This is a genomic window from Peribacillus sp. P4_C12 (assembly GCF_056402095.1).
In genome coordinates this window covers 1-1,382 of the sequence record NZ_JBFUIB010000775.1, presented here as the reverse complement: position 1 = coordinate 1,382, position 1,382 = coordinate 1, and the positions used below count along the sequence as shown (strand labels likewise).

General features: G+C 40.6%; 2 protein-coding genes. Both read right to left on the bottom strand.

Features of this window, described 5'->3' with window-relative positions:
• On the bottom strand, positions 1-986 hold a 986-nt coding region (locus tag AC1DUW_RS28865; protein WP_477644193.1), incomplete at its 3' end, for a thiolase C-terminal domain-containing protein.
• 35 nt (positions 987-1,021) lie between these two features.
• On the bottom strand, positions 1,022-1,382 hold a 361-nt coding region (locus tag AC1DUW_RS28860; RefSeq protein WP_477644192.1), incomplete at its 5' end, for a MaoC/PaaZ C-terminal domain-containing protein.

Below are 1,382 nucleotides of genomic sequence, written 5' to 3'. Positions count from 1 at the left end.
GTATTTGAAGGTAATTTTCCACCCATACGCAAGTTTCCTTCGGCTACAAAATTCCCTACTTCACCTCGTGGAGCAAATCCATATGCCTCTAACTGACGAAGGACAACCCAGCTATAACAGTCATAAATAGAAGCAACATTAATATCTTCAGGTTTTACATCAGCCATTTTATATACTTCAGGGGCAACATAGTCTGCTGCTACTTCAGTTAAATCATTCCAATAATGTGCATGTGACACACACTGTCTAGCTGATAAACCCATGATGTATACTGGCTTGGATTTGCAATCTTTAGCTCGGTCTGCTGATGTAACAATAATCGCATTTGCTTCATCAGATTCCAGACAGAAGTCATGTTTTTTAAACGGATAACTTAAATATGGTGTTTTCTGATATTCCTCCATCGTTAAAGGTTTACCGTAAAAGTAAGCTTTAGGATTCCGTTGAGCATGTTCATAAAAACTTAAGCAAACATGTCCAAGATGCTCCTGGGTAAGCCCAGTTTCATGCATATGACGAGTTGCAAAAAGTCCGAACCATTGAGCTGGACTACCAGCTCCGTAAGGAATGATAAAGCTTCCACCTTCAATGGCTGATTGAAGCATATTTACATCCCATCCGCCTCCGCCCATGCGCACACCAGAACGACCATTCATAGAACGATAAATCAACACTGTATTTAATTGGCCTGTTTCAATAAGTCCAACGGCATCAGCAATCAACATTTCCGTACTGCTTCCTCCACCCATAATATCTTTTACATATTTCGGACGGACCCCTAAATATGTTGCTAACTGATGTGATGTACAAGAATCATTTTCTGAATAACTCATAAAACCATCAATATCTTTCGCTTGAAGACCAGCATCATTCAATGCAGCTCGTGCTGCATCCAATGCCAAATGTAACGGAGTTGTGCCCGAATTCTTGGAACGCTCGCTTTCTCCTACACCAACTATGGCATAGCGATCTTTTATGCTTCCCATAAAAAATACCTCCCCTTTGATTGCTTAAAAACTACTTACTGAAACTGTAAAACTACTTGGCCTGAACCAACTACCTGCTCTGGTTCCTTTTCAGCAATAAGGTCAAGTCTGACAAACCGCTGACCTTTTTCTTCATAAACATTATTTACAAACGCAGAACAAGTAATTTGGTCTCCTGGTATAGTTACAGCGCCAAATCTCATTCTAAAGTTAGACGGCATCGCTGTATCACCAGCTAGTTTCATTACATATTCACCTAAAAATCCCATTACCAGCATTCCGTGAGCAATCACACCTTGCATTCCGATTTCCTTTGCGAAGGCATCATCTGTATGTAGCGRGTTAAAATCTCCTGAAGCACCTGCATATTTGACTAGTTGCACCTTTGTTACTGCC